The organism is Streptomyces cynarae (assembly GCF_025642135.1).
Lineage (GTDB): Bacteria > Actinomycetota > Actinomycetes > Streptomycetales > Streptomycetaceae > Streptomyces > Streptomyces cynarae.
Map to the genome: position 1 here is coordinate 763,961 of NZ_CP106793.1, position 20,360 is coordinate 784,320.

21 protein-coding genes and 1 pseudogene are annotated in these 20,360 nt (G+C 71.4%); 10 read left to right on the forward strand and 12 right to left on the reverse strand.

Going from position 1 to position 20,360, the window contains the following annotated elements; all coding sequences use genetic code 11:
* Positions 1-138: 138 nt before the first annotated feature.
* The 5 genes and pseudogenes from N8I84_RS03700 to N8I84_RS03720 all read right to left on the reverse strand — a co-directional run bounded on the left by N8I84_RS03700 (position 139) and on the right by N8I84_RS03720 (position 4,088).
* Positions 139-972 (reverse strand): class I SAM-dependent methyltransferase, encoded by an 834-nt coding sequence (locus tag N8I84_RS03700; protein ID WP_263228113.1) that lies wholly within the window; start codon positions 970-972, stop codon positions 139-141.
* A gap of 139 nt (positions 973-1,111) precedes the next feature.
* On the reverse strand, positions 1,112-2,296 hold the full coding sequence (locus N8I84_RS03705; RefSeq protein ID WP_263228115.1) for a PP2C family protein-serine/threonine phosphatase: 1,185 nt from the start codon (positions 2,294-2,296) through the stop codon (positions 1,112-1,114).
* A 149-nt stretch (positions 2,297-2,445) separates the two neighbouring features.
* Positions 2,446-3,138: pseudogene (locus N8I84_RS03710) on the reverse strand (type 1 glutamine amidotransferase domain-containing protein).
* Positions 3,139-3,285: 147 nt separating this feature from the next.
* A complete protein-coding gene (locus N8I84_RS03715) occupies positions 3,286-3,675 on the reverse strand; it encodes a hypothetical protein (RefSeq protein WP_263228116.1) in 390 nt (129 codons plus the stop codon).
* Positions 3,676-3,677: 2 nt separating this feature from the next.
* A complete protein-coding gene (locus tag N8I84_RS03720; RefSeq protein WP_263228118.1) occupies positions 3,678-4,088 on the reverse strand; it encodes a cupin domain-containing protein in 411 nt (136 codons plus the stop codon).
* Here N8I84_RS03720 and N8I84_RS03725 point away from each other — a divergent pair.
* The 3 genes from N8I84_RS03725 to N8I84_RS03735 all read left to right on the forward strand — a co-directional run bounded on the left by N8I84_RS03725 (position 4,056) and on the right by N8I84_RS03735 (position 6,294).
* Entirely contained in the window at positions 4,056-4,391 is a 336-nt protein-coding gene (locus N8I84_RS03725; RefSeq protein ID WP_263228120.1) for an enoyl-CoA hydratase-related protein, read from the forward strand. The genes N8I84_RS03720 and N8I84_RS03725 overlap by 33 nt on opposite strands.
* 6 nt (positions 4,392-4,397) lie before the next feature.
* Positions 4,398-4,895 carry an enoyl-CoA hydratase/isomerase family protein gene (locus N8I84_RS03730; RefSeq protein WP_263234648.1) on the forward strand — a complete coding sequence of 166 codons (498 nt, stop codon included), beginning with the start codon at positions 4,398-4,400 and terminating at the stop codon, positions 4,893-4,895.
* 85 nt (positions 4,896-4,980) lie between these two features.
* On the forward strand, positions 4,981-6,294 hold the full coding sequence (locus N8I84_RS03735; protein WP_263228121.1) for an MFS transporter: 1,314 nt from the start codon (positions 4,981-4,983) through the stop codon (positions 6,292-6,294).
* A gap of 173 nt (positions 6,295-6,467) precedes the next feature.
* Here the strand turns inward: N8I84_RS03735 and N8I84_RS03740 are convergent, their stop codons facing one another.
* A complete protein-coding gene (locus tag N8I84_RS03740) occupies positions 6,468-7,289 on the reverse strand; it encodes an alpha/beta fold hydrolase (protein WP_263228123.1) in 822 nt (273 codons plus the stop codon).
* A gap of 113 nt (positions 7,290-7,402) precedes the next feature.
* On the opposite strand from N8I84_RS03740, the gene N8I84_RS03745 reads away from it, so the two are divergent.
* Complete coding sequence (locus N8I84_RS03745; RefSeq protein ID WP_263228124.1) at positions 7,403-8,242, forward strand: class I SAM-dependent methyltransferase; 840 nt, start codon at positions 7,403-7,405, stop codon at positions 8,240-8,242.
* Between the two features lie 115 nt (positions 8,243-8,357).
* On the opposite strand, the gene N8I84_RS03750 is transcribed toward N8I84_RS03745, so the two are convergent.
* Both N8I84_RS03750 and N8I84_RS03755 read right to left on the reverse strand, forming a co-directional pair.
* Positions 8,358-8,972: a sigma-70 family RNA polymerase sigma factor gene (locus N8I84_RS03750; protein WP_263228126.1), complete on the reverse strand. Its 615-nt coding sequence runs from the start codon at positions 8,970-8,972 to the stop codon at positions 8,358-8,360.
* 249 nt (positions 8,973-9,221) lie between these two features.
* Complete coding sequence (locus tag N8I84_RS03755) at positions 9,222-9,917, reverse strand: hypothetical protein (protein ID WP_263228127.1); 696 nt, start codon at positions 9,915-9,917, stop codon at positions 9,222-9,224.
* A 346-nt stretch (positions 9,918-10,263) separates the two neighbouring features.
* Here N8I84_RS03755 and N8I84_RS03760 point away from each other — a divergent pair, with 346 nt between their 5' ends.
* The 3 genes from N8I84_RS03760 (at position 10,264) to gap (ending at position 12,727) form a co-directional block, all read left to right on the forward strand.
* Positions 10,264-10,479: a hypothetical protein gene (locus N8I84_RS03760; RefSeq protein WP_263228128.1), complete on the forward strand. Its 216-nt coding sequence runs from the start codon at positions 10,264-10,266 to the stop codon at positions 10,477-10,479.
* Positions 10,480-10,670: 191 nt separating this feature from the next.
* A complete protein-coding gene (locus N8I84_RS03765; protein ID WP_263228129.1) occupies positions 10,671-11,627 on the forward strand; it encodes a GlxA family transcriptional regulator in 957 nt (318 codons plus the stop codon).
* 101 nt (positions 11,628-11,728) lie between these two features.
* The gene (gene gap, locus N8I84_RS03770; protein ID WP_263228130.1) at positions 11,729-12,727 is read left to right on the forward strand and encodes a type I glyceraldehyde-3-phosphate dehydrogenase; all 999 of its coding nucleotides are present in this window, start codon (positions 11,729-11,731) and stop codon (positions 12,725-12,727) included.
* A 154-nt stretch (positions 12,728-12,881) separates the two neighbouring features.
* Here gap and N8I84_RS03775 read toward each other — a convergent pair whose 3' ends face one another.
* Positions 12,882-13,703, reverse strand: coding sequence for an RNA polymerase sigma factor SigF (locus tag N8I84_RS03775; protein WP_263234649.1), 822 nt, complete (start codon positions 13,701-13,703; stop codon positions 12,882-12,884).
* Between the two features lie 317 nt (positions 13,704-14,020).
* Positions 14,021-14,272, reverse strand: coding sequence for a WhiB family transcriptional regulator (locus N8I84_RS03780; protein ID WP_263228131.1), 252 nt, complete (start codon positions 14,270-14,272; stop codon positions 14,021-14,023).
* Positions 14,273-14,633: 361 nt separating this feature from the next.
* On the opposite strand from N8I84_RS03780, the gene N8I84_RS03785 reads away from it, so the two are divergent.
* The gene (locus N8I84_RS03785; RefSeq protein ID WP_263228132.1) at positions 14,634-15,695 is read left to right on the forward strand and encodes a nitronate monooxygenase; all 1,062 of its coding nucleotides are present in this window, start codon (positions 14,634-14,636) and stop codon (positions 15,693-15,695) included.
* A 35-nt stretch (positions 15,696-15,730) separates the two neighbouring features.
* Here N8I84_RS03785 and N8I84_RS03790 read toward each other — a convergent pair whose 3' ends face one another.
* The gene (locus N8I84_RS03790) at positions 15,731-16,714 is read right to left on the reverse strand and encodes a GlxA family transcriptional regulator (RefSeq protein WP_263228134.1); all 984 of its coding nucleotides are present in this window, start codon (positions 16,712-16,714) and stop codon (positions 15,731-15,733) included.
* Between the two features lie 63 nt (positions 16,715-16,777).
* Here N8I84_RS03790 and N8I84_RS03795 point away from each other — a divergent pair, with 63 nt between their 5' ends.
* Positions 16,778-18,100, forward strand: a complete 1,323-nt coding sequence (locus N8I84_RS03795; RefSeq protein WP_263228136.1) for an MFS transporter — start codon at positions 16,778-16,780, stop codon at positions 18,098-18,100.
* A 250-nt stretch (positions 18,101-18,350) separates the two neighbouring features.
* Here N8I84_RS03795 and N8I84_RS03800 read toward each other — a convergent pair whose 3' ends face one another.
* Positions 18,351-19,757, reverse strand: a complete 1,407-nt coding sequence (locus N8I84_RS03800; protein ID WP_263234650.1) for a DHA2 family efflux MFS transporter permease subunit — start codon at positions 19,755-19,757, stop codon at positions 18,351-18,353.
* Between the two features lie 141 nt (positions 19,758-19,898).
* Between N8I84_RS03800 and N8I84_RS03805 the strand changes: the two genes are divergently transcribed.
* Entirely contained in the window at positions 19,899-20,330 is a 432-nt protein-coding gene (locus N8I84_RS03805) for a MarR family winged helix-turn-helix transcriptional regulator (RefSeq protein ID WP_263228137.1), read from the forward strand.
* Positions 20,331-20,360: the final 30 nt, after the last annotated feature.

Here is a 20,360-nt window from a genome sequence, read left to right on the forward strand (position 1 = left end):
CTCTCGGAGGCCGTCGCCGTGTGCCGTGGTGCCGGCGACCGGCGGCAGTCCGCGCGTCGTGCGCCGCGCTCCCCCACCACGGTGATCCTTCCGCTCGCCCGGACGTCCGGGGCCGGGCGTCCGCCGGACTCCGGCCCTTCAGGGGTGCGTCCTGGCGGGAACCGGCTTGTGCGCCAGTTCGTAGGCGAAGCCGACCCTTTCGGTGAGGCCGACGCCCGTCGTGTAGCGGCTGAGTTCGGCGGTGAGGTCGGCGTCGAACTCAGCGGCGTGGTCCGCGAGTACAGCAGGCGGCAGGAACGACGTCGACCGGATGTGACCGGCGAGCTCATCCGTCGTCCAGTGGTGCTCGGCGGAGAACTCGTGTCGCCCGGCGGGCTCGAACCCGGCACCGGACAGTACGTCGCGGTCAGGGTCCTGCCGCCGTGCACTGTCCCAGCCGGGCGGGACGCGGTCGGCCGCACCGAGCGCATCACGCCATCCGAGCAGCAAGTCGTCGAGCGCACGCTGCCAGTCTGCCGGGCCTGCCCACGGGGATGTCGACCAGCACAGGGCGACACAGCCGCCCGGCTCGAGCCAGCCGTAGGAGCGCTCCGCGACCAGGGCCCGGTGCAGCCGGTGGAAGGCGTTGCCGATGACGATCAGCTCGAAGCCGCCCGGCTCCGCATGCAGATCCTCGGCGCTTGTGGTGACGGCATGGACATGGGGCGCCCCGGCGGCGATCGCTTTGGCGCGGACCACCTCGGTCATGCCGGGTTCGGCGTCCACGGCCCAGACTTCCTCGAACCAGCCGCGCAACGGGAACGCGAGCTGGCCCGTGCCGGATGCGAGGTCGAGCAGGCGTCCGCTCCCCGACGGGGCTGTCCGGCGGAGGAGGTCGCTGATCATCGCGTCCGGGTAGGGCAGCCGGAACCGGTCGTAGTACGCCGCTGTGCCCCGGTACAAGCCGGGCTCGAACCTCACCTCGCCGGTCATACGGGCACCATGGCATGAATTCGGGTCGGGGTGGGGCGCAGTCCGTGCGGGACGCGGCAACGGCCGGGCGGCGGCAAGGGGCAGCGCCCGTCCCCGCCCCGTCGATCGCAGACGGCCACGTATGATGCGCACTCTTTGGTCAGTTGCGCCCGTCCGTGGAGGAGGCGATGGCTTCCCCTCCGTGTTCACCTCCGTGCGCGAGCCGTTCGACGAGGAGCATCGCCGCGTCGTCCGCCAGGCGGCCCCCGGTGTGGCGGATCAACCCCTCGTGCAGCTGTTCAAGGAACTCCGAGGGAGTGCACGGGTGCACCGCCTCCATGGCCTCGTGCAGGGGAAAGAAAACCCCGTCAGGGCTGCGTGCCTCGATCACGCCGTCGGTGTGCAGCAGGAGACGGTCACCGGGCTCGAACGGATAGTGCTCCGCCCTTGTCGGCGTGATGGTGAGGAAGTCCTCCAGGCCCAGGGGCGGCAGTGGCGAGGTGGGCATCAGGGCCTCGACCTTGCCCTGGCGCAGCACGAGCGGCGGGGGATGTCCACGATTGACCACCTGGACCGTGCAGTTGTCGCACACCTGAGCAACGACGGCGGTGACGAAGTCCTCGGCCCGTTCTTCCTCACAGCCTTGATCGATCGCGTTTCTCCCGGTGCTCTGCCGTTCCAGTGCGGCCGCGCAGTGGTTCATCACTTCGACCAGTTCGGCGTCATAGTGCGCGGCCTCCCGGAAGGCACCCAGCACCGCAGCGGCCAACCGCACGGCGGGCAGTCCCTTGCCACGGACGTCCCCCACGATCATCCGGACCCCGTACCGGGTGTGCACAGCCTCGTACAGATCTCCCCCGATCTGGGCCCCCGTCTCGGCCGCGCGGTACATGCTGGCCATCTGGACGGGACCCAGCCTGGCGGGCACGGGTGGCAGGACCACCCGTTGCGCTGCCATGGCGACGCGGCGTACCTGGTCCAGCTCGCTCTGCCTGCGCATGCGCATGGTGTTGCTCATGACGATGCTGGCCACTGACACCACGAAGAGCGACAGGAGGTTGCTATAGGCCTGGCCGGCCCAGCTGTCGTGGAGGGTCGCCGTGATCACGGTGACGGCAAGAGCTCCGGCCGCTGCCGAGAGGGTGCCTTTCGGCCCCATCGTGAGCGACGCCAGGGCCGGCATCGCTGCGAGGATGGGACCGGTGGTCACGGCATGCGCGGGCGAGAGCTCGATGCCCAGCGCGAGCACGATGATCATGAACGGCACACACTGCGCGAGTCTGAGCAGGACCCCGCTGTGCTCGCCCGCTCCTGACAAATCAGATGAGCCGAACAGCGACCGCATGGCTACAGCCTGCCTCGCTGAAGTCCCGTGCTCCACTCGACCGCCCTGGTCTCGGCCGGGCCGGTCGATCGTCGCCCGGCTTGCCGGTGTCGGCTCCTGGCCGGCCCCGGGCACGTGGGCAGCGCGAGGCCTTGCGGGGCGTGTGACGCCTATGCCGGGGCCTTCAGCAGCCGTTCCGCCAGGACCGCGGCCGATGCGGGGTTCTGCCCGGTGTACAGGTTGCGGTCCACCACCGTGTACGGCTTCCAGATCTCGCCGCGGGTGAAATCGACGCCCAACTCTTTGAGCTCGTCCTCCAGCAGCCACCGAGCCCTGGGGCCCAGCCCGACGGCGTTCTACTCGTCGTTGGTGAAGGCCGTGAACCGGTAGCCGGCGAAGGGCGAAGCGCCGTGCACCCTGGTGGCCAGCATCGCGGCCGGCGCATGGCAGACGACGGCGAGCGGTTTGCCGGAGGCGAGCGCGGCGGTCAGCAGTCGGCCCGCGTCGGCGTCGGCCCACAGATCCTCCATGGGACCGTGGCCGCCGGGGAAGTAGACGGCGTCGTAGTCCTCAAGGCGGGCGTCCGACAGCTGGATCGGCCGCCGCATCTCCTCCGCGGAGCGGATGATGCCCTCCAGTTCGAGGGCGGTCTCCGGACTGCCTGCCGTCTCGGGTCGCAGGCTCATCATGTCCACGTTCGGGACGACGCCGTGGGGAGTGGCCCCCACGACCTGGTGGCCGGCTTCCGTGAGCGCCTTGTAAGGGGCCGCGAACTCCTCGGGCCAGTAACCGGTGGCATGTCTGGTGCCGTCCTTGAGCGTCCAGTACGTGGATCCGGTCATCACGAACAGTAGTTTCGCCATTACGGAAGCGCCTCCTCATCCTCGCCCGATGCGACGGGAGGTCGTGACCTCCGTCAGCCTATGCCGGGATCCGATCAGGCACATGCGGGGCGGCTGCCGTTCAACGCCCGCCGGACATCGATGCCGCAGTGGCCCTCGGCTGTCGGATCAGACGCCGGAGGCAGGGCGGGTGGGCTTCGAGGGCCCCTCGGGTGTCAGGCCTTCGCCGAGTGCGGCGATCGCGGCGGGTCCGTGGCCGGCGGCGAGCAGTGGGGTGCGGACGTCGAGGTCGAGGTCGGGGAGGTGGCCGAGCAGTACGTCGGCCGGTCCCTCGATCCGCAGTCGGCCGAGCCCGGCCGGCAGCAACAGGCTCTCGGCCCGGGCCAGTCGCTCGCGTCCGCCCGGGTGGCCACGGTGACGGGCGGCCCCGCATTGCCGAGGACCAGCCCGGTGGCGAACGCGTGCACCAGGGGCCGCGACGATGCCGATCCGCCATCGCTCCAGGGCATAGGGGCCGGCGCAGAGCACGGTGCGCTCCACGCCGTCGTCGACCGGCACGCTCAGACCGGACTGGAAGTCGGGCGCGGCTCGGGCCGCCACTCGTCCAGGAGCCGCTCCAGGTTGGTGTGCCGCTCCTGGTCCGTGATCGGCGAGCCGTCCTCGATCCGGTGGCGCATGGCGTGCTGCTGGATGCCGGAGGTCTGCTCGATCTCGTGGACGAGGGTGCCGGGGCCGAAGCTGTGCAGGGTCCCGCCGGGGACGTAGAGGGTCTGCCCGGCGCGCACCGGCAGGCGGCGCAGGACCGCGTCGAAGTCATGCGCCGCAGGGGCCCGGTGGAGCCGGTCGCGGTCGACGACGGGCTCGACGCCGACCAGGGCGGTGGCGTCGGGGGCTGCTTCCCAGGAGATAGCCGACCTGCACGCGGCGGGAGCCGTCCGATGACCGGCACCGGGGCGGTGGGTGTGCGTCACGAGGAGTGCAACGACGTCCGCCGTCACGGCGCAGCCGGCGCTCGGGCCGACGGCGCGATCAGTGTCCGGCGCGACGGCGCGGTCGCCACCGTGCGCGTGGGCACCGGACGCCGGGCCAACGCCCTCGCCATCCGCGACTGGCGCGCTCTGGCCGCCGTCTTCGAAGCCCTTGGTCAAGACCCGTCGCTCGGCGCCGTCGTCGTCTCCGGGCGCGGCTCGGCCACCTTCAGCGCCGGGTCCGACATGCGCGAATGGCTCTCGGCCAGGCCTGCCGAGATCGACGCGAGCTTCGCGGCCATGTAGAGCGCGCTGCGCGCCGTCGAACGCCTCCCCGTCCCCGTCGTCGCCCAGGTCCGCGGCTCGGCCGTCGGTGCCGGCTGCCAGCTGGCCTGTGCCTGCGATCTGCGGATCGTCGCCGACGACTCCCGGACCGGGATGCCCATCGCCCGCTGGGGCATCCTCGTGCCCCCCGCCTTCGCCGCCCGCATCGCGCTGCTCACGGGCCCCGCAACCGCCGGCGACCTGCTGCTGACCGGACGGCTGGTGGACGGCGCGGAGGCTGTCCGGCTCGGCCTCGCCACCGTGAGCGTCCCGGCCGCCGAACTCGACACCGCCACCGCGGACCTGGTCGCCTCGATCACCACGCACCCGCCGGCCGCCGTCCGAGCCGCCAAGCGCGCCGTGGACACCGTCATCGCCCCCACCCGCGACCACCTGCACGGGCTCCCCGCCGGTCCGGCCGCCGACTACGACAGCATGCGGCTCAGCCTCGGCTCCTTCCTCACCGGCGTCACCAGCACTGGCTGATCCGTCCCGAACAGCACACTCCCGCACCACCGTCCCCGCCGTCACACCCCATCGTCACCCTCCCCAGAGCCGAATCGAGGTCCCCGTGACGATCCATGAACGCACCAGCGCGTCGACCACCGCCCCCCAGCGGCGTGAACGCCTCTCCAAAGCCCAACGCCACGCCTTCTGGGGCTCGTTCGGCGGCTGGGCCATGGACGGGTTCAACTGGACCATCTTCGGACTGGTCCTCGCCCCCACCATGGACACCCTGCTGCCCCGTGCGGGCATCGACCCCACCCCCGAGAACATCGGCTGGTACGGCCAGATCAGCGCCGCGCTCTTCCTTCTCGGCTGGGGCTGCTCGGCGATCTGGGGCCCGATCGCCGACCGCTTCGGCCGCAAGCCCGCGATGATGGCCTCCATCCTGATGTACGCGGTCTTCACCGCACTGGCCGGCATCGCCTCCAACCTCTGGGAATGGAACGCCTACCGTTTCCTCGCCGCCGTCGGCGTCGGCGGCGAGTGGGCGATGGCCGGCACCCTGCTCGCCGAGGTGATGCCGGAACGCGTACGGGAACGCTTCGGCGGGCTGATGCACTCCGCCGCCTACTTCGGCGTGCTCGCCGTCTCCGCCGTCTACCTCCTGGCCGGAGCGGAACTCGGCTGGCGCGGCATGTTCCTCCTCGGCGGCATCCCGGCTCTCGCCGTGTTCCTCATCCGTCGCACCACCCCCGAACCGGGACGCTGGCAGGAGAACGCCGACGACCGGCGTCGACGCTCCTTCTGGCAGCCGGTCGTCGAGGTGCTCACACCCCCGTACCGCGCCCGCACCATCGGCAACCTGCTGCTCCTCGTGGTGTGCGTGATCGGCCTGTGGGCCGGTTCGACGTATGTCCCCACCGCCATGAACAACCTGTCCGCCTACGCCGGTTACGGCCACACCACCGCCGTCCGCCTGGCCGGCATCTCCTCCATGACGGTCGCCGCCTTCACGATCCTCGGCTGCTTCGCCGTGCCCCGCCTGGCGGGACGGCTCGGCTGGCGCGGCGCGCTGGCCGTCCTGTTCGCGCTCATGCTCGTCGGAACGGTCGGCGCCTACGCCGTCGCCTACCCGCTGCACTCCATCGGGCTGACCTTCGTCTTCCTGCCGGTCCTCGGCCTCGGCGGAGCGAGCTTCGCGGTGTTCACCATCTGGCTGCCCGAGCAGTACCCCACTCGGATGCGCGCCACCGCCTTCGCCCTCACCACCACCTTCTCGCGCTGGGTGGCCGCGGCCTGCACCTTCCTCATCGGCTACGGCATCCACGCCACCGGCTCCCTCTCCGTCCCGCTCAGCCTCACCGCCGTCGTCTTCGCCGTCGGCACGCTCCTCGTCCGGCTCGCCCCCGAAACCCGCGACCAGGCGCTCCCCGCCTGACGACCGGCTCGGCGAACTGAGCCGACAGCGCGTCCAGGGCCGGTTCGGTCACCCGGGCCGGCCTCGGGCGTCGTCGCCACAGAGGTCGAACCGGGTTTGCCTGCGACGAGTTCGGGGCCGACCCGGCGCCGAAGCGGCATGACACCCCGTCAGCCGCACATCCCGTTCCGGTGCTAACGCTCGAGGAACGTGCCCAGTACCGAGACGAGTTCGGCCGGCGCGTCCAGCGCGATGAGGTGGGCGGCGGTGGGGAACTCGACCAGGGTGGCATCGGGTATCTCAGCGGCGTACCGGCGGGCGATGTCCTGGAAGTCGGCGACATCGAGCTTGCCGATCCCGACCAGTGTGGGGACCGAGATGCCGGCGATGTCGCCGGTCGCGCCGCCCTGGGAGTGCTCTCCCACGACCTCTTGGTTCACCAGCGACGTTCGCATCGGGCCCCGGAGTCGGTCGGCGAGTCCCACAGCGACGTCCTCCCACTGCCGAGCCGGCCCGCGCAGCCACATGTCCAAGTTGATACGGACGGCGGCGTCCAGGTCGCCCGAAGCCAGCGCCGCCGTTTCCGCCTCGTCGTACGTGATCATTTCCGAAGACCAGTGGTATCCCCGCCATGGCGGGGCGAGCACTGCCAGGGAGTGCACTCGGCCGGGGTGGGTGAGCGCGAAGTCCAGGGCAACGCGGCCGCCCCAAGAGGCGCCGACGAGCCGGACACGCTCGTGGCCGAGGTGGTCCAGGAGACGGCGCAGATCGTCGGTCTCGCTGAACGGGCCGGTCGGGGGTGCGGACTCACCGAAGCCACGCAGGTCGTACCGGATGACGGTGTGCCGTTCTGCCAGGTCGGGCGCGACGGCGTCCCACATACGGTGGTCTGCGACGCCTGCGTGCACGAGTACGACGGGAGGTCCGTCGCCGTCGACGACGTAGGACAGGTGACCGAGATCATCGGTGAGAGTCAGCATCCGCAGATAGTCGCAGTACAACAGGCCACGTGCCACCCGATAAGGGAAGCCTCCGCTCTCGCTGCCATGTCGACTCACTCGGCTCGTGGTCGGAGCCACGGCCCTCGACCCCGACCGGCCGCTTCGGCCACAGCACTAGCCTGCTCCGCATGCCCGACAACACCACGCAAGCGCAACGTGACGACAGGCCCGAGGACTCCCGGCGGGTGCGCCTGAGCCGGACCTTCGACGAGGACGCGGAGTTGTACGACCGGGCCAGGCCCGGATATCCGCCGGAGCTGTACGACGACCTCGCGGACCTCGCGGGTGCCCGACCCGGCAGCCGCGTCCTGGAGGTGGGCTGCGGCACCGGCCAGGCGACGGTGCCTCTGGCCGAACGGGGCTGCCGGATCACGGCCGTCGAGGCGGGACCGCACATGGCCGCGGTCGCCCGCCGCAACCTGGCCGGGACCCCGGCGGTGGAGGTGGTGACGGCGGACTTCGAGAGCTGGCCGCTGCCCGAGGAGCCGTTCGACGCGGTCGTCTCGGCGACGGCGTTCCACTGGATCGACCCGGCGGTGCGGACGGCCCAGGCCGCCGACGCCCTGCGTCCCGGCGGGGCGCTCGCCGTGGTGCGCAGCCAGCATGTGAGGGGCGGCACCGAGGAGTTCTTCATCGAGGTCCAGCGCTGCTACGAGCGCTTCGACCCGGACACGCCGCCCGGGCTGCGGCCTCCCGCGGCCGCCGACATCGACGGCTCGGACCACGCGGAGGAGGTTGCGCGAAGCGGTCGGTTCGGCCCCACGGTCTTCCGCCGCTACGAACGGGATCTCACGTACACCACGTCGGACTATCTGGACCTGCTGCGAACCTACTCCGGCCACCGGGCTCTTCCGGAAGCCGCCAGGAACGGGCTGCTGGAGTGCATCGCGGGCCTGATCGACGGGCGGTTCGGCGGCCGGGTGACCAAGCGTTACCTCATCGAGTCGGGGGTGTCGCACAGGCGGTGACGCCGGGTTGTCCTCGGCGTTGTCCGCCTGGTACGACCACTGCACGGAGAACGGGTTCCCGCGGCCGCGGTGCCTGCCAGACCCGTCCGGCGGGCACCGCACCCCCTCCGCCGGTTCAGGCCGCTACAGCGGCGGGCTCGTCCGTGTCGGACAGCCGGTCCATGAGCGTGGCCCGGGCCCGCGCCACCCGTGAGCGAACCGTGCCCACCGGGCAGTGGCTCACCTCGGCGGCCTCCGCGTACGGTAGACCGAGCAGCTGGGTGAGGATGAACGCCTCCCGGCGCTCGTCCGGCAGCGAAGAGAGCAGGTCCAGCAGGACGATCCCGTCGTCGAAGCCGGGCAGCCCCTGCGGCTGGGCCAGTTCGACGGCCAGCCGCCAGTCCGCCGTATCGGACAGGCGAGGCCGGGCGGCGGCGTACCGATGACTGTCGATCACCGCGCGGCGGGCGATGGAGAGCAGCCACGCACGGGCCGACGACCGCCCTTCGAAGCGGTGCAGACTGCCGAGGGCCCGCAGGAACGTGTCCTGTGCCAGGTCCTCGACCGCCTGCGGATCGCCGCACAGGTGGGCGACGTAGCGCAGGACGTCGCGGTGCAGGGCGCGCACGAAGCGCTCTACGGCGGCCGTGTCGCCGCCCCTGGCGGCCAGGGCCCACGCGGTCGTCGACGCGTCGTCCGATACCGATGAGTCACCTTCGTCCGGCGAAGTGGGCAGGGCAGGAGTAATCACCTGGAGTCCTTCTCGGGTCATCCGGGGTCCGGACCGCGGACACGCGAGAGTGCGGCGGCCCGGCGAGTTCCGGCGATTCCGGCGAGTGGGGAGACGGCCCTACGGCGCCTTGGCGTTTTGACGCTTGGGCGCTACGGCGCTACGGCGCATTGGCGCTACGGCGTTTTGGCGCCACAGCGCTTGGGCGCCTGCGCGGGCGTACGGCCGTGACCCGAGGCGCGTACGGCGGCCTCGGGAAACCAACTGTCCTCAGGCGACAGCCGTCCCCACAGGGGGACCTCGATGGGTGATCGCATGGACGAGAAGGAGGAGGCGCGGCGCCCGGTGCGAGCGACGGCGACGCACCCGGGTGCGCGGGCGATCCGGGGTGAGGGGCAGGGCGAGCAGCAGCCGCAGCGGCGCGGCCAGCCGTCCGGCGACGGCCCGCAGGATGCGGAACGCGGCCTTCTCCCCACACGCCAGCCAGAATCCGCACAGCAGCGCGGCGAGCAGGTGGGCGGCCAGCATGCCCAGGGACGAGGTGCCGCCCAAGGAGTGGCCCAGGTGAGCCATGGGGCTCATCCCCATGGCCCGCATGTCCATGGAGTCCATGGGCATCGAGCCCATGTCCATGGACCCCATGTGGTCCCCCATGGAAGCCCGGGAACCCATGTCCGCAGGCGCCGTACTTCCGAACGCCGGTCCCGCACCCGCCGACTGGGCGAGCGAGAACGCGGAGTGCAGCATGGCCTGGGCGGCGACCACGACGGCCACGATCAGGGGCAGCCCGCGCTCGCGGCCCGCCAGGCACCAGCCGACGGCGCCGAGCACGACAGCACCCGCGGCCAGCGCCCACGCGGGCACGTGGCTGCCGGACATCGTGACGTGCCCAAGGGCGGCGAGCAGCACGCAGACGGCCGCGAACACCGCGGCCCGTGTCGCGCGAGCACACCACCCGACCGTCATGGCGCCTCATCCTCGCATCCGGACATGGTTCGTCAGGCGTGGGTACGGAAACCGCCCCGGCTCCCCACTCAAGCAGAAGCGCGTGATCCAGGACACAGTGCGGGGCCGGGAACTGGCTTACGAGTCGGACGCGGACACCGTTCGGTTCCTGGCCCGCTCGACGGAATCGAGGCACCAGCCGGAGCACAAGAGCACACCTGCGGTCTCCGCGCTCCCGCACGTACCTGGGGCGTGCGTCCCCGCCGTCCGTGCCGGGTATCCCCTGGACAATCCCCCCGCGACGGCCGGTCCCGGGCACCCGGATGCCGAGGCGCCGCAACCCCACACCCACAGAAGGTGGAACAGCATGTCCGAGATCAACGGCCTGGAACCCGTGGCGACGTTCTGCGGGAACTGCAACTGCGGCTGTCCCCAACTGTTCGTCGACCCGAACGCCTCGGCCGACCGCCGGATCGTCCTGACAGACGACTTCGGCCAACGCGTCCAGATGAGCGCCGACCAATTCTCCTCGCTCATCGACGAGGCCAAGGCGGGCAAGCTGGACGGCATCGCCCTGCCCTGACCACCGCCCCTGCCGCGCACCGCAGTCGCCAAGCACCGCAACGATCGCTTCGGGTCGGCTCCCCTGCCTGCTCAGGAGGAGCCGCCCGTCGCCGGCCTCCGCGGGTGAACCTGTCATGTCCCCGGTCACCTGTCCGGCCTGCTCGGCGGCAGGACACGGCCGCAGCTCCGCCCCTGCGTACCCTGTTCCCCGTGTCAGCCTCCCGTCTGCGGCGCGTCGCCGTCCTGGTGCTCGAGGGCGCGAAGCCGCTCGACGTCGGCATCCCCGCACAGGTGTTCACGACCCGGGCCAGCATGCCGTACGAGGTGCGGGTGTGCGGCGCGGCACCAGGTCTCGTGACCGGCGGGGACGGCCTGTCGTACCACGTCGCGCACGGCCTCGACGCACTGGCGTGGGCCGACATCGTCTTCATCCCCGGTTACCGGTTCCCGGACCGCGACGACCCGCCGCAGGCCGTCGTCGACGCGCTGATCGCCGCCCACGCTCGGGGCACGCGGCTCGCCGCCATCTCGACGGGCGCCTTCGCGCTCGCCGCCACGGGCCTGCTCGACGGCAAGCGTGCCACGACCCACTGGCACTACACGCGTGCGTTCGCGGCGAAGCATCCGCTCGTCCAGGTCGACGAGAACGTCCTGTTCGTCGACGAGGGCAGCGTGCTGACATCGGCCGGCGCCGCCTCGGGCATCGACCTGTGCCTGCACATTCTGCGCGGCGACCTCGGGGTGGCCGCCTCCAACCACGCGGCCCGGCGCCTGGTCGCCGCCCCCTACCGCAGCGGCGGTCAGGCGCAGTACGTGCCGCGCAGCGTGCCCGAGCCGCTCGGCGAGCGGTTCGCCGCCACCCGGGAGTGGGCGCTGCACCGGCTCGACGAGCCCCTCACCCTTCACGTGCTCGCCCGGCATGCGGCGGTGTCGCCGCGCACGTTCTCGCGGCGCTTCGTCGAAGACACCGGGTACACGCCGATGCAGTGGGTCATGCGCGCCCGCATCGACCTGGCCCGCGAGCTGCTCGAGCGTTCGGAGCGGAGCGTCGAGCAGATCGCCGCCGACGTCGGTCTCGGCACCGGTGCCAATCTGCGGCTGCACTTCCGGCGCATCCTCGGCACCACGCCGAGCGAATACCGGCGCACCTTCGCCCGGGGCGAGTAGCCCGCCGTGGGTGGCGCGATCCTTGCGGACCATGGCGATCTGGCCGCTGTCCCGGAGGGCTGCCACACCGGAACCTGGTGGCAGACCGAAGGGACACTTTCATGACTCGGATCGCCATCAACGGATTCGGCCGCATCGGACGCAACGTGCTGCGCGCCCTGCTCGAACGCGACAGCGACCTAGAGGTGGTCGCCGTCAACGACCTCACGGAACCCGCCACGCTCGCGCGGCTGCTCGCCTACGACACGACGGCCGGCCGGCTCGGTCGCCCGGTGACCGTCGACGGGGACGCTCTCGTCGTCGACGGCCGTCGCCTCACGGTGCTGGCCGAGCGGGAACCGGCGCAGCTGCCGTGGGCGGAGCTGGGCGTCGACATCGTGCTCGAGGCGACCGGTCGCTTCACCTCGGCCAAGGCCGCCCGCGCGCACTTGGATGCGGGCGCGAAGAAGGTGCTTGTCAGTGCGCCGTCGGACGGCGCCGATGTCACCCTGGCGTTCGGGGTCAACACCGACGCCTACGACCCGGCCGTACACACGATCGTCTCGAACGCCTCCTGCACGACCAACGCGCTCGCACCGCTCGCCGCGGTGCTGGACGAGCTCGCCGGCATCGAGCACGGCTTCATGACGACGGTGCACGCCTATACACAGGAACAGAACCTCCAGGACGGCCCGCACCGCGACGCCCGCCGCGCCCGCGCCGCGGCTGTCAACATCGTGCCGACCACGACGGGCGCCGCCAAGGCGATCGGCCTGGTGCTGCCGAACCTCGACGGCAAGCTGTCCGGCGACTCGATCCGGGTGCCGGTCCCCGTCGGCTCGATCGTCGAACTCAACACGACCGTGGCCCGCGACGTGACGCGCGACGACGTGCTGACGGCGTACCGCACCGCGGCCGAGGGGCCGCTCGCCGGGATCCTCGAGTACTCGGAGGACCCGCTCGTGTCCTCCGACATCACGGGCAATCCGGCCTCGTCGATCTTCGACTCGGCTCTCACTCGCGTCGACGGCCGCCATGTCAAGGTGGTCGCCTGGTACGACAACGAGTGGGGCTTCTCCAACCGCGTGATCGACACGCTCGAGCTCCTCGCCACCCGCTGACCGGTATGCCCGCGCTGAACCGTCCGGTCAGGCCGGGTCCGCGCCGCCGTCGATGTGTGTGAGGGCGCAGGTCCGGTGCCAGGCGGCCCCTGGCACCGGACCTGCGGTGTTCCAGGGGCCGTTCGTCAAGCGGGGATTCCGCAGTGCGCGTGTCTCAACTGGTGGTGAGCATGCCTTCGCGCAGCCGGGCGAGCGTGCGGGACAGCAGGCGGGAGACGTGCATCTGGGAGACGCCGAGGCGTTCGCCGATCTGCGCCTGCGTGAGTTCCTCGACGAACCGCAGGTGAATGATCTGCCGGTCCCGCTCGCCGAGTTCGGCGATCATGGGGGCCAACGCCTGGAAGTCCTCCACCAGTTCGAGCGCCTGGTCGTCGGCGCCGATGAAGTCCGCGAGCGCGGTCTCACCGTCCTCGCTGTTGTTGATGGCGGCGTCCAGCGAGGAGGAGTTGTAGCCGTTGGCCGCCAGACGGGCCTCGATGACCTCCTCCTCGGACAGGCACATCAGCTCCGACAGCTCCTTGACCGTCGGAGCGCGGCCCAGGCGGCTGCGGAGCTCCTCGGTGGCCCGTGCGAGCTGGACCCGGGCCTCCTGCAGGCGCCGCGGCACGTGCACCGCCCAGGAGGTGTCACGGAAGAACCGCTTGATCTCACCCACGATGTAGGGAATGGCGAAGGAGGTGAACTCCACCTCCCGCGAGAGTTCGAACCGGTCGATCGCCTTGATCAGCCCGATCATGCCGACCTGGACGATGTCCTCCATCTCCTCCGGCCCCCGGCTGCGGAACCGGGCCGCCGCGAAGCGGACGAGGGACATGTTCATCTCGATCAGCGTGTTGCGCGCGTACTGGTACTCGGGCGTACCCTCCTCCAGCACTGCCAACTGGTCAAAGAACAGCTTCGACAACGCACGGGCGTCCTTGGGTGCGACCCCGGACGGGTCGGCGAGCTGCGGCAGTCCGGCTATGTGCGCGTCCATCGTCGCCGTGGTCGCTGCCGTCACGTGATTCCCTCCCGGATCCGAGCAGGCCTCCCTGCCTGCACAAGCTGACGAGGCCTCGTGTACCCCGGCATCCGCTGCACATGCCTACGTTCTCGGGCGCACGTCTCCCCACCGCGGCTTCCCGGCTGGGGGCGGCGGGGCGGTCCGGTCTTCGGGACCGCGGGGGCGGGTCTCGTACTGAGGCGAAGACAGCGTGGGGGCCGCTGCAACGTGGCGGCCCCCACTGGCTGGCCCGTTCTCCGGGGATCGCCGCAAGCGTCGCGCGTGCGGCGCATCCTGACGCGCCGCTCGGGCTACCCGGAGCGGCGCCGGGCTCCAGCGCGCCGCTTCAGCGCGCGGCGTTCGCTTTCGCTGGTACCGCCCCACACACCGATGGTCTGATCGGTCTCGAGCGCCCACTGCAGGCACTCCTCCTGAACGGGGCAGCCTCGGCAGACCGCCTTGGCCTGCTGAGTCTGCAGCAGCGCCGGACCGGTGGTGCCGATCGGGAAGAAGAGGTCGGGGTCCTCTTCTCGGCACGCGGCGTGGTCTCGCCAGTTGTCCATGAAAAGTCACCTGCGATCGAAAGTCGTCCGTGCCTTGGGAAACGTGTACTTCGTGTACGCGCTTCGGGTCACCTGCCGACGTACGGATGAAACCGGGCGAAAAGCCGTGCACGTGGAGCTTCGCGGAATCCTCACAACTGCCCGCCCGGACAAGCCGACGTCGAACCGACCGGGCGTCACCCGACACCTGTCGCACCCGACTTGCTATGACGGCTGTCATAGAGCATCCTCACTATGACGACTGTCATGGTCAATGCCATGAGCACCGGTGCGCCGGGGTGCCGGGAGGCCGGCCGGTGGTCGGCCTCCCTGCGTCCGCGGTGGCGGTCACCACCGAGAACGGCCGGAAAGGAGACACTCGGTGATTCTCGACAGCCGCCCTGTGCCCGTCGTACTCGCTCCCCTGGCCGGCGGTCCGTCCACCCCCGAGCTCACGGCCGCGGTGTCCGAGGCGGGTGCGCTGGGGTTTCTCGCCGGCGGCTATCTGAGCGCCACCTCCCTGGCCGAGCGGCTGACCGTGACGCGCCGACTCACCAGCGAACCCTTCGGGGTCAACCTCTTCGTGCCCGGCGAGCCGGCCCGGCAGGAGGAGGTGGCGCGATATGCCGCATCGCTCGCCGACACGGCCCGCCACGCCGGTGTCGAGCTCGGCGATCCCGTGTTCGAGGACGACGACTGGGCAGCGAAACTCGCTGTCCTGCTCGACGAACCCGTCCCCGTGGTGTCGTTCACCTTCGGCTGCCCCGGCGCGGCGACCGTGGCCGACCTGCACGGCGTGGGCAGCGAGGTGTGGGTGACGGTCGGCTCTGCCGAGGAGGCCACCGAAGCCGCCACGGCGGGCGCCGACGTGCTCGTGGCACAGGGCAGCGAGGCGGGCGGCCACCGGGGCGGATCCCACGACGACACCGGCACCGGCCTGCTCAGCCTGCTGCAGCTTCTGGTGGCACACACCGACCTGCCCCTCGTCGCCACCGGCGGCATCGCCACCGGCGCGGCGGCGGCCGCCGTACTCGCCGCGGGCGCCAGAGCCGCGGCGCTGGGCACCGCCTTCCTGTGCTGTCCCGAGGCCGGCACGGCCCAAGTGCACCGTCACGCCCTGCAGCGGCCCGGCGCCACGGCCGTCACCCGGGCCTTCACCGGTCGTGCGGCACGCGGCATCCGCAACCAGTTCCTGGACAGGCACACCGCGGAAGCTCCCGCCGCCTATCCCGAGGTGCACCACCTGACCGCTCCGCTGCGTCAGGCGGGCCGCGCCCGCGGCGAGGCGGACCTGGTCAACCTCTGGGCGGGGCAGACGTATCCCTTGGTGCGCGACCTGCCGGCCGCCGAACTGGTCCGCCGTATCGACACCGAGACCAGAACCGCACTGCACGCGGCGCTGTCCGCCGTGAACCGCTCCGGCCCCCCGACCGCGCAACCGTAGGACTCAGCGGCGGCCCGCCTCCCGTACGCGTGCCCTCACTCCACGCCCCGGAAGGTGTTGCGATACGCGCGTGGCGACACGCCGAGGGACTCGCGGAAGTGCTGCCGCATCGCGGTCCCCGTTCCGAACCCGGTCCTGGCCGCGACGCGGTCGACCGGCTCGTCGGTGCGCTCCAGCAGCCGGCGTGCGTACTGCAACCGCTGCTGGGTGAGCCACTGCATCGGGGTGACGCCGGTCTCCTGCCGGAACTTCCGGGTCAGCGTGCGCACGCTCATCGCCGCCCGGCAGGCCAGGTCCTCCAGGGTGAGCGGTTCGTCCAGGTGCCGCAGCGCGTAGGCCCGAGCCGCGGCGGTCGAGGTGTCCCCCGGCTCAGGGACGGGCCGCTCGATGTACTGCGCCTGTCCGCCGTCGCGATGCGGCGGTACCACCGTGCGCCGGGCGACGGCGTTGGCGATGTCGGCGCCGTGGTCGCCACGGATCATGTGCAGACACAGGTCGATTCCGGCGGCCACGCCGGCGGAGGTCAGTACGCCGCGGTCATCCGTGTAGAGCACGTGGGGATCGACGTCGATCTCCGGGTACAGCGCGGCCAGTTCGGCGCACGACTTCCAGTGCGTCGTCGCCCGCCGTCCCGCCAGCAGCCCCGCCGCCGCCAGCACGAACGACCCGGTGCAGATGGACGCCAGCCGGGCCGTCGCGGGTATGTGCTCCAGAGCCCCGCGCACGTCGTCGCTCAACCGCCCGCGGAGCTGGGGCTCGTAGTCCTCCACAGCGGCCGGCACGATCACAGTGCCGGCGTCCTCAAGCGCCTCGGGCCCGCAGGGCACGTTGACGGTGAAGTCGGCATCCGTTGGGATCTCGCCGGGCGACGGGGCGCAGGTCACAACGGAGTACAGCGGCCGTCCCCGGTCGTCCTCGGCCGTCCCGAACAGACGGTGCACGATGCCCAGTTCCATCGGCAACAAGCCCGGGCGCACCAGTACCACCACCCGGTGCGCCGCCCCACCTGTGACAGTCATGGCCGGATTCTTTCACTACCGGTCCATCTGGCCAGTGGTTTCGGTGCGCGGGCCCCACCAAGCATGGACCGCATGCGAGACACGAGCGGCAATCCCCGAAACCCCTCGGCCCACCGTGCCTGGTGGGTCGCCACCGTCACCGGAGCAGCCATCGTCGTGGCCGGCGCGTTCTCCACCATGCCCGGCATCCTGCAGGAGCCCCTGCACGACGAGTTCGCCTGGTCGCGCGGATCCATCGGCCTCGCCGCCTCGGTCAACATGGTCCTCTACGGACTCACGGCCCCCTATGCGGCGGCCCTGATGGACCGTTTCGGCGTGCGCCGGGTCGTCGTCGCCGCGCTCGCCGCCGTCGCCGCGGGCGCCCTGCTCACCACCGCGATGAAGGCCGCGTGGCAGTTCACGCTCTGCTGGGGGTTCCTCGTCGGCCTGGGCACCGGTTCGCTGTCGATGACGCTCGGCACCACCGTGACGAACCGCTGGTTCGCCCGTCACCGGGGCTTGGTCACCGGAGTCCTCTCCTCGGGCAGCGTCCTCGGGCAGATGGTCTTCCTGCCCGCTCTGTCATGGACCATCGACCACCACGGCCGGCGCCCCGCCCTCGTCACCCTCGCCCTGGCTGCCCTCGCCGTCACTCCCCTGGTGTACCTGGTGGTGCGCGACCACCCCGCCGACCTCGGCCAACGCCCCTACGGCAGCGGGAGGTCCGTGCAGCGTCCGACCCCGGCGCCCGGTGCCGCGCGCCGCACCCTGACGGCTCTGCGCAGCGCCTCGCGGAGCATCCCCTTCTGGTTGCTCGCGGCGGCGTTCGCCATCTGCGGGGCGTCCACCAACGGCATCATGTGGACCCACTTCGCGCCGGCCGCCCACGACCACGGGATGCCGGTCACCACCGCCTCGACGCTCCTGGCGTTCATCGGCGTCTTCAACGTGATGGGCACCGTCGTCTCCGGCTGGCTCACCGACCGCAGCGACGCGCGCCGACTCCTCGCCACCTGCTTCTTCCTGCGCGGCCTGCTCCTGGTGAGCCTGCCGCTGATCATGACGGCCACGGTCGACCCGCCGATGATGGCCTTCGTCGTCCTCTTCGGCCTGCTCGATCTGGCGACGGTCCCCCCGGTCATCGCCCTGTGCCGCGCCTTCTACGGCGACGACAGTGCCATCGTCTTCGGCTGGGTCAACGCCGCCCACCAGGTCGGCGCGGCGTCGGCCTCCTTCCTCGGCGGGGCGGCCCGCGACGCGTTCGGCAGTTACGACCCCGTCTGGCTGAGCCTGGGCGCCGCCTGCGCGGCCGCCGCGCTGCTGTCCCTGGTCATCCGCGCGAGCACGCCGGAACGCCCCGGTCTGCCGCAGGAACAGGCCGGTGCCGGCGCCGTCACCGACCCATGAGTGGACCGAACGCCCCCGTTCGCCGTCGTGGCAGCGCACTGACAGCAGAAGCCGGCGTGTCGTCGCCGGGTCAGGCGAAGCGGGCGATGGCGGTCAAGATGGGTCGCAGCTTCCGTACGGCGGGCAGCCGTCGCAGCACAGGCGCCACGAGGCCGTAGTAGCCGCCGCGGCCACGCCGCAAGGGCAGTTCCCGCACGTCGGCGACGCCCGGGTGGACGGTGTGCCTACGAGCGGGCGAAGGCGGGGTGCCCTAGCCGGCGTTCTCCCTCTGGCGCCGGAAGGGCGTGGACCGGCTCGCGACGGTGGTGCCGCGGGCCGCGGCGCGGGCCGGGCCGTCGGGGACCGTGAAGGCGAAGACCGCGGTCACCGCCGCGATCGCGGCCAGGGCCAGGTAGGCGTGCTGGTAGGCCGTGACGGGCGGGTCCGCCGCGGCCGCCGAGGGGGTGCTCATGACCAGGGCCATGGTCACCACCGCCGGTGCGAGGGCGCCCCCGGTCTGGCGGACGACGGTGTTCAGCGTGGACGCCTGGGCCAGGTCCGGTCGCGCGACGGTCGCCAGTGAGGCCACCGTGGTCGGCATGAAGACGCCGCCCATGGCGAGGCCGAGCAGGAACATGTAGCCGCGGAAGGTCCACAGGCCGGTGTGCTCGTCGCAGGTGGCGAAGAGCAGCAGGACCGCGCTGACACCGGCCAGGCCGCAGCCGACGATGACCCGGGGGCCGGTCCTCGCGTAGAGGACCCCGACGACCTGAACGGTCAGCAGGACGCCGAAGGCCTCGGGGAAGGTGCTGGTGCCGGACTCCAGGGCGGTGCGGCCCTGTCCCTGTTGGAGAAACAGCGGGCCCAGGTACATGGCGCCCAGGATCGGCACCAGACCGACCAGATTGATGAGGTTGGTGTCCCTGAAGAGCCGGTCCCCGAAGAGGCGGAGCTTCAACAGGGGCTCGGCGGTACGAAGTTCGAAGGCGATGGTGGCGGCGAGCAGGACCGCGCCGAGTATCAGGGCGGTGACCACACCGGCCGAGGACCAGCCGCGGTTGGGGCCTTCGCTGACACCGAACATGACGGCGCCCAGGGCCGCCGCGCTCAGCAACAGTCCGAGCAGGTCGAAGCGGCCGGGCCGGGGGCCGCGGTGCCCCGACAGGAACAGCACCCCGAACAGTACGGCCGGCAGGCCCACCGGCAGGTTGACGTAGAAGACCCAGCGCCAGGACAGGTGGTCCACCAGCAGGCCGCCGAGTACGGGGGCGGCAGCCGGGGCGATCTGCTGGGGGATGATCATGTATCGGGAGATCCGCACCTGCTCCGAGGAGTTGAAGGTGGAGAAGAGCAAGGAGGCCGAGGCGGGGAAGAGGACTCCGGCGGACAGTCCCTGGAGCGCGCGGAAGGCGACCAGTTGGCCGAGGCCGGCGGCCGCGCCGCACAGCAGTGAGGAGCCGAGGAAGCCGGACAGTGCGGTGAGCAGGACGCGTTTGGCGCCGAACCGTTCGACCAGCCAGGCCGAGGCCGGGATGGCCATGGCCAGGCAGACCGGATAGGCCACGACCACTCCGTCCAGGGCGGCGGTGGTCAGCCGGAACTGCCGGGCGATCGACGGGAGCGCCACCGTGGTGATGGCTCCGTCGACGATCGCGATGAACGTCACGCAGACGCACATGACGGGGACGACCAGGCGCTGGTTGGGACGGAGGGAGGGGTGGGGCAGGACGGGGCGACGGCGGAGCGGAAGCACATACTGAGCATACTCACTATGTGGGTGCTCATAGAATCGATTATCGCGACGGAACGGGGAAACGACATGGCAGTACAGGGCAGCAGCGACATCCTGGTCGACGAGCTCTACGAGACGACGCACCAACTGCGCCGCTTCGTGGAGTCCCGGCTGCGGGCGGGCGGCGCCTCGGTCGCCCGGCTCCGCGCACTGCGGATGCTCGCGCGGGCGCAGCAGCCTCTGCGGATGCGCGACCTGAGCGAGATGACGGGGGTCGCGGCACGGACCACGACCAGCATCGTCGACAGTCTGGAGCGCGACGGGCTGGTGGAGCGGGTGCGCCATCCGGAGGACCGCCGGGCCTTCCTGCTCCGCCTCACCGACAAGGGCCGGCGGTGTCACCGCGAAGCGGAGGAGGTGGACCGCCTCGCGCTGGCCGAAGCCACGGCCGACCTGAGCGCGGAGGACCGCGCCGAACTGCGGGCCCTGCTCGCACGGATCCGCGAGGCCACGGCCTGACAGCAGTTCGGCGGTCCCTGCCGCGCGGTG

Coding starts and splice junctions, on each gene's coding strand:
- N8I84_RS03700 (WP_263228113.1), bottom strand. CDS start 972: ATGACCGGCGAGGTGAGGTTCGAGCCCGGCTTGTACCGGGGCACAGCG.
- N8I84_RS03705 (WP_263228115.1), bottom strand. CDS start 2,296: ATGCGGTCGCTGTTCGGCTCATCTGATTTGTCAGGAGCGGGCGAGCAC.
- N8I84_RS03725 (WP_263228120.1), top strand. CDS start 4,056: ATGACCGGCACCGGGGCGGTGGGTGTGCGTCACGAGGAGTGCAACGAC.
- N8I84_RS03745 (WP_263228124.1), top strand. CDS start 7,403: ATGCCCGACAACACCACGCAAGCGCAACGTGACGACAGGCCCGAGGAC.
- N8I84_RS03755 (WP_263228127.1), bottom strand. CDS start 9,917: ATGACGGTCGGGTGGTGTGCTCGCGCGACACGGGCCGCGGTGTTCGCG.
- N8I84_RS03760 (WP_263228128.1), top strand. CDS start 10,264: ATGTCCGAGATCAACGGCCTGGAACCCGTGGCGACGTTCTGCGGGAAC.
- gap (WP_263228130.1), top strand. CDS start 11,729: ATGACTCGGATCGCCATCAACGGATTCGGCCGCATCGGACGCAACGTG.
- N8I84_RS03775 (WP_263234649.1), bottom strand. CDS start 13,703: ATGGACGCGCACATAGCCGGACTGCCGCAGCTCGCCGACCCGTCCGGG.
- N8I84_RS03780 (WP_263228131.1), bottom strand. CDS start 14,272: ATGGACAACTGGCGAGACCACGCCGCGTGCCGAGAAGAGGACCCCGAC.
- N8I84_RS03790 (WP_263228134.1), bottom strand. CDS start 16,714: ATGACTGTCACAGGTGGGGCGGCGCACCGGGTGGTGGTACTGGTGCGC.
- N8I84_RS03795 (WP_263228136.1), top strand. CDS start 16,778: ATGGACCGCATGCGAGACACGAGCGGCAATCCCCGAAACCCCTCGGCC.
- N8I84_RS03800 (WP_263234650.1), bottom strand. CDS start 19,757: ATGTGCGTCTGCGTGACGTTCATCGCGATCGTCGACGGAGCCATCACC.
- N8I84_RS03805 (WP_263228137.1), top strand. CDS start 19,899: ATGGCAGTACAGGGCAGCAGCGACATCCTGGTCGACGAGCTCTACGAG.